The following is a 5372-nucleotide window of genomic DNA, read 5'->3' on the forward strand; positions in this document are numbered from 1 at the left end:
AAATTGTCCTATTTCTGTTGTTCCTATATTAAACCTTACTACCAATTCAGGAATTATAATATTTGGAATTACGCGTAATATATATTGGTATGCATAAAACAGTGACGCCAACAACCAGATTAAAAAATTCCTCTGCAATACTTTACCCCAAAGCTAGCATTATAGATACTCTGTTTATAAAAAACAGTATTTTTATGAATACTTATTTTAATTTACCGGAATTTTATACAGTTGAACTCATAGCCAACATAAGTAGTTTATGCATTAACTAAATTTTCCAGGTTCAAGTTTGGATGATGGAAAAAGTTCACTTTTTCTATTTTTAAAAGAGACCTTTTATTTTACTTATAATTTTTTCTACCATATCTACAACTGGCTCATGAATAAGGTATATGAAAAAAATTACACCACAAATGATAAGTATATTTATGATTTTACCCTTATTCATCTTTATCTTGAGCTTCACTTTTGTTACAAGCTCCATTTTATTTATGTTTTTATTTCATGCTGACAATTATATCTTAAATACCATAATTTTCAGTAAAATTTGACTTCAGAAGTATTCTATTAATTCAATATTAACCTTTTTATGTGTAAAATAGTTAATATAATATTAAAGCAGGCTGATGAATATAAGCACGATAGATAATACGCTGCAAAATTACATAACAAAATACATTGAACAAACATTCGCTACACACGTGCTAGGCAATAGATACGACAAATTGTATAGGAAACTTCTAAGTGGTATAGAAGAGATAATAAAGCTTGCTGTAAATGAAGCAAAACACTACGATGAAAATTTAGAAGATCTATATAACGATTCAAGATTTAATAAGAAATTTATTCAAGCTGTTGCTAAACATCAGGTGTCGGAATTTTTAAATACTTATCCGAAAAGAAATTGTTGCAGAATTTTACAATGAACATCACATTAACGAAAGTGATTTAAAGACTCTGGAAAAGGGGAAAGATTTAGTAAATAAAATAAATAACATTAACTTACTGCAACAAAATGAAAAAAATGAGGAATTCAATATTAGAAAGACACTTGCTCAATCAATAAAAATGCCTTCCATAGAAAAACACAAGTTAGAACATTCAAAATAACCTTGGCGAAGTATGGCAAAATATACAACTTATGGATAGTCTATTTCATTTTAACTCCTGGCACGCTTTAGTAATACTATCACATCCAATTTCTAATTGTTCCTGAGAGGTTGCATAAGAAATTCTGATAAAATTTTCTAGACCAAATGCAATTCCTGGAACCACAGCAACCAAATGATCTCCCAGTAAGTATTCAGTAAAATCTAAATCATTATTTATTATCTTACCACTTTTTGTGCTTTTACTGAGCAATCCTTCACATGAGACAAATAAATAAAACGCACCTTGTGGAACAGACGCTGATAATCCCGGGGCAGAATTTAGCTCTTTCACCATAAAATCTCTACGACTCTTAAAAATCCTTGTTCTTTCTTTCAAAAAACTATGATCACCGTTTAATGCTGCTGCTGCTGCTGCTTGTGCTATCGAATTTGGATTAGAAGTGCTTTGAGACTGCAGCGTAGAGATAGCTTTTACCACATCACTTCTACCTGCAATATACCCTATTCTCCAGCCTGTCATTGCATAGGCTTTTGATACTCCATTGACTACAAAAACTCTATCATAAAGCTTCGGCTCAACCTGAGCGATAGTAAAAAACTTTTCGTCGTATATTATATGCTCATAAATATCATCTGTAACGACATTCATATGTGGATATTCAAGCAATATTTGTGCTATGTCTTTCAATTCATCACATGTGTACACAGCTCCTGCAGGGTTGTTCGGTGAGTTAAGAATTAACCATTTAGTTTTTTTAGTTATCCTGCTTTTCAATAATTCCGCTGTCAGTTTAAAATTTTGTTTGCATTCTACTACAACTGGCAAGCCGCCAAAAAGACTTACCATATCAACATATGAAACCCAATAAGGAGCTGGAATAATAACTTCATCTCCAGAGTTAATTGTTGCCATGAACAAATTGAATAACACCTGCTTAGCACCTGTACCAACACAGATTTGGTTAAGCGTGTACTCGAGGTTATTATCCTTTCTTAACTTATTAATTATTGCTTCTTTCAGCTCACGCGTTCCATCAACAGCAGTATATTTAGTCTTACCTTCACTTATTGCTTGAATAGCTGCTTTTTTTATATGATCTGGAGTATCAAAATCCGGTTCTCCTGCAGCTAAAACACAGATCTTTTTTCCTTCATTTTTCAACTTATTTGCCTTATCAGTTACAGCAATCGTAGGTGATGGTTTTATTAGGGACATTCTTTTTGCAAGGTCTGACATATCTTACTGAAGCTAAATCCAAATGATAAACCCCGTACAACAAAAAAGCTAGAATTTTGTGTATTGTATTAGTAGCTTTTTACCAGGTTTACCAATGCAGCAATATTTTCAACTGGAGTATCAGGGAGTACTCCATGTCCGAGATTAAATATGAAGGGTAAATCTCTAAAGCAATCTATTATACGTTTTGCTTCTTTGATTGCTTCCGTTTTATTATAGGCTAAAAGATTAGGATCAAGGTTTCCTTGTAGAGGGATGTTTAGATTCGCTTTCGCCCATTTTATTGGAACATTATAATCTATACTTACTGCAGATACACCTGTTTGTTCGCAGTAATCTTTATAAAGATTTCCAGCAGACCTTGGAAAACCTATTATTGGAAAATCAGAAAATCTATCCTTTATTGCCAAGATAATTCTCTTTGTTGGTTCGATAACATATTCTTTAAACAATGGTTCCGATAACGCACCAGCATTACTGTCAAATAGCTGAATAACATCTGCTCCAAATTCTATCTGTTTAATTAGATAAATAATCGTTACTTCCGTTATTCGTTCAATTATTTCCTTCAAACACGAAGGATAAAAATTTAATACTTTGGAAAAAGTTTTGCTGCTCTTACCTTCTATGATGTATGAGGCTACTGTCCATGGTCCACCAGCAAATCCTATGAGAGATTTTTCTTTTGGTAATTGGCTTCTGACTTTTTTTATAGCGTTTAGAATTGGTAAGGTTTTAGTTTCAATTTCTTGTGGACCCTTCAATTCCTTAGGACTTTCCACGGATTTTATTATTGGACCTACACCGCGTACGAAATTCACGTCACAACCCAAAACATCAGCTATTATTAAAATGTCTGAAAAAATTATCGCCGCATCCATGTCAAATCTTGTCACCGGCTGTAACGTCAATTCTGTCACTAAATCTGTGTTGTAGCATATCTCCATAAAATTATTCATATTTTCTACTGCTTTGCGGTACTCAGGAAGAGACCTGCCAGCCTGACGCATTAGCCAGATAGGCACTCTTCCACCCGGCTCATTTTTCTTAATAATTTTCGCTATTGTTGTTTTGCCGCTTTCCAATCTATTCTATTTATTCTTTTGTATATTAAAGTATAGTAATAATAATAGTTCTATCAATAACTTGTTACTAACTTAAAATTCAGTAAAAATTGGCGTTGTTCAACTTGTGGATAAATATGTGAGTAACTTTCGTATATTATTGATTTTCTGTTATGATTTATGTGTATAAGTAAGGTGTTTAGAGTGTTAGTAATTTTCTTTTATGGAAAATACTTTACCATCATGCATTGTTACACAACTATGTATATGTTGTTGAAAAAGTTGTTGATCAATTGTTGGTATTTTATATCAACAAATAATTCACAAATTAATTTGACATTATTCACATGCTTATTAAACATTTAATAACAGTTTTCTTGATAAATCTAATCTGAAAACGTTTTCGCCATTACAGGGAATAAATTGAGTAAAAAAAGAACCTTAGTAGAAAAAATAGCATATAGAATTTTTCTCTTCCTTTTCAAAAAAGCTTCTGTGTTGAAAAAGTGTGCGACTGAGGCATTAATGAAAGATCTGCCAGACCTTAATATATTTAATGGTCTATTAAAATTCCGCGATTGTGGTATAATGGATATAATGACTCCACGTACAGAGATATGCGCAGTAGACATTGAGTCAAGCGAGCGTGAAATAATAAAGAAGATAAAAAACACTTGCCACACTAAAATACCAATTTATAAAAATAACTTTGATAACGTAATAGGCTTTTTTTATGTAAAAGATGTTATTTTTAATAGGGATAAAAATTTTAATCTGAAACATATTATACAAAGCGTAATATTTGTTCCACCCTCGATGAAGACAACTAATCTTTTTGTTAGGATGAACTCTTCTAAATCATGCTTAGCTATCGTATTGGATGAATATGGTGGAACTGATGGTTTAATTTCAATGACTGATCTTATAGAGGAACTAATACCAAACATTGATAGTGAAAACGAAATAAATTCAGAATATACCATTACTGAATTGTCTCAAAATAAGTTTGAAGTATCAGCAAGGGCTCTTATAAAAGATATAGAAGAGGATCTAAAAATAGAATTACGTGACCCTGAAGAAGACTATGTTACACTTGGTGGTTTGATTCTTTCGATTGCTGGTAAAGTGCCTTCTGTAGATGAAGTCATTAAATATAAAAATGGTATGAAGTTTATCATCAAAGATGCAAATGAGCGCTACATTAATAAAATAGTACTAGACTTAAGTGATTACAAAGATTAGATTTGGTACCCCTTGTCGGGGAATGCCTTGACACGAAGAAAAAGTTGTAATAACCAAATATGCAACTCAAGTTATAGTTAAACCTATTTCCAGCAAATTATTTTCGCAAGTATAATGCATTTCAGTGTTATAGTACTCTAATAATAAAGAGGTCATATAGATATTAATATCTTTTGTATTTAAATTAGTGTCATTTTTTTTGATTAATTTGTCTACTAATGATTTGCTTATTGGTTTGTGTTCATTTAGAATTTTTATAGTTAATAGCATTTTATCTTCTGTTTGACTCAGTAAAACAGATACTAGTTCAACTTCCGCCACTGCACTGGCTATAGTTAGCACCATATTAGAAATTATCTTATTTATCTTTTCAATTAAATCTTCCTTATTTTTTGCAGAGTATGCGTCTATTTTCCACGTAAGCTTTACTTTTTTTTTAATAAATAATTTTCGATATTAGATTTGGTCTTATCAAAGCTATAATTATCCATTGAAGAAGAATATGCCTGCTTCATAACTTTATGTTTATATATTAAATCATCGGAGCTTTCTTTAAGAAACAACAACGCTTCCTTCTGCGCATCAGCATCATTCTTATCTATTACTTCAAGCTCTTCTACGCCAAACGTTATTCCATTCATAGAGTTAGCAAAGTCATGAAGCAGCCGTCCTGATAGCAGTTCCGTTATTAACAGTATGTTTTTGGTATTTTCGTTC

6 protein-coding genes and 2 pseudogenes are annotated in these 5372 nt (G+C 31.8%); 2 read left to right on the plus strand and 6 right to left on the minus strand.

The features are described 5' to 3' along the window. Together OZD62_RS00640 and OZD62_RS00645 are read right to left on the minus strand one after the other, a co-directional pair. Window positions 1-138: pseudogene (locus OZD62_RS00640) on the minus strand (MFS transporter); the annotation flags it as partial. 184 nt (window positions 139-322) lie between these two features. Next, window positions 323-484 carry a hypothetical protein gene (locus OZD62_RS00645; RefSeq protein WP_275019214.1) on the minus strand — a complete coding sequence of 54 codons (162 nt, stop codon included), beginning with the start codon at window positions 482-484 and terminating at the stop codon, window positions 323-325. 142 nt (window positions 485-626) lie between these two features. Here OZD62_RS00645 and OZD62_RS06095 point away from each other — a divergent pair. After that, window positions 627-1110: pseudogene (locus OZD62_RS06095) on the plus strand (hypothetical protein). Window positions 1111-1155: 45 nt separating this feature from the next. Here OZD62_RS06095 and OZD62_RS00655 read toward each other — a convergent pair. Together OZD62_RS00655 and hemE are read right to left on the minus strand one after the other, a co-directional pair. Further along, a complete protein-coding gene (locus tag OZD62_RS00655) occupies window positions 1156-2349 on the minus strand; it encodes a pyridoxal phosphate-dependent aminotransferase (protein WP_010082012.1) in 1194 nt (397 codons plus the stop codon). 68 nt (window positions 2350-2417) lie between these two features. Beyond that, window positions 2418-3434, minus strand: a complete 1017-nt coding sequence (gene hemE / locus OZD62_RS00660) for a uroporphyrinogen decarboxylase (protein WP_275019216.1) — start codon at window positions 3432-3434, stop codon at window positions 2418-2420. 402 nt (window positions 3435-3836) lie between these two features. On the opposite strand from hemE, the gene OZD62_RS00665 reads away from it, so the two are divergent. Beyond that, window positions 3837-4655 carry a transporter associated domain-containing protein gene (locus OZD62_RS00665; protein ID WP_275019217.1) on the plus strand — a complete coding sequence of 273 codons (819 nt, stop codon included), beginning with the start codon at window positions 3837-3839 and terminating at the stop codon, window positions 4653-4655. A gap of 66 nt (window positions 4656-4721) precedes the next feature. On the opposite strand, the gene OZD62_RS00670 is transcribed toward OZD62_RS00665, so the two are convergent. Together OZD62_RS00670 and OZD62_RS00675 are read right to left on the minus strand one after the other, a co-directional pair. Then, the gene (locus OZD62_RS00670) at window positions 4722-5096 is read right to left on the minus strand and encodes a histidine phosphotransferase family protein (RefSeq protein ID WP_158246746.1); all 375 of its coding nucleotides are present in this window, start codon (window positions 5094-5096) and stop codon (window positions 4722-4724) included. Beyond that, on the minus strand, window positions 5081-5372 hold a 292-nt coding region (locus tag OZD62_RS00675), incomplete at its 5' end, for a hypothetical protein (RefSeq protein WP_275019218.1). The genes OZD62_RS00670 and OZD62_RS00675, both read right to left, overlap by 16 nt.

The organism is Wolbachia endosymbiont of Drosophila seguyi (assembly GCF_028981765.1).
In the GTDB taxonomy this organism is placed as follows: Bacteria; Pseudomonadota; Alphaproteobacteria; order Rickettsiales; family Anaplasmataceae; genus Wolbachia; species Wolbachia pipientis.

Bases quoted from the DNA above. Each gene is read 5' to 3' on its own strand.
- OZD62_RS00655 (WP_010082012.1), bottom strand. From the start codon at position 2,349: ATGTCAGACCTTGCAAAAAGAATGTCCCTAATAAAACCATCACCTACG.
- OZD62_RS00645 (WP_275019214.1), bottom strand. From the start codon at position 484: ATGGAGCTTGTAACAAAAGTGAAGCTCAAGATAAAGATGAATAAGGGT.